A 263-nucleotide genomic window follows, 5' to 3' on the forward strand; every position below is an offset into this window, starting at 1 on the left:
CCGCACCGGACGCCTACGTCGTACTCGGGAACGGGCAGATCAACGCGATCGCCTCGGGCCACGGATTCCGCCGGTACGTGGTGGTCTACAGCGACCTGTTCGAGATCAGCGGCGCCGCCCGCGAACCGGACGCGCTCGCGTTCATCATCGGTCACGAGGTCGGTCATATCGCGGCCGGGCACGCGTCCTATTGGCGGCAGCTGGGGATGTTCCTCGTCCCGTTCCTGCCGATCCTGGGTAGTTCGCTGATCCGGTCGCAGGAG

1 protein-coding gene is annotated in these 263 nt (G+C 66.9%); it reads left to right on the plus strand.

The genetic code is table 11. The features are described 5' to 3' along the window. A partial coding sequence (locus CUZ56_RS15145) for a M48 family metalloprotease (protein WP_148113774.1) occupies nucleotides 1-263 on the plus strand: 263 nt, incomplete at both ends.

This window comes from Saezia sanguinis (genome assembly GCF_003991585.1).
In the GTDB taxonomy this organism is placed as follows: Bacteria; Pseudomonadota; Gammaproteobacteria; order Burkholderiales; family Burkholderiaceae_C; genus Saezia; species Saezia sanguinis.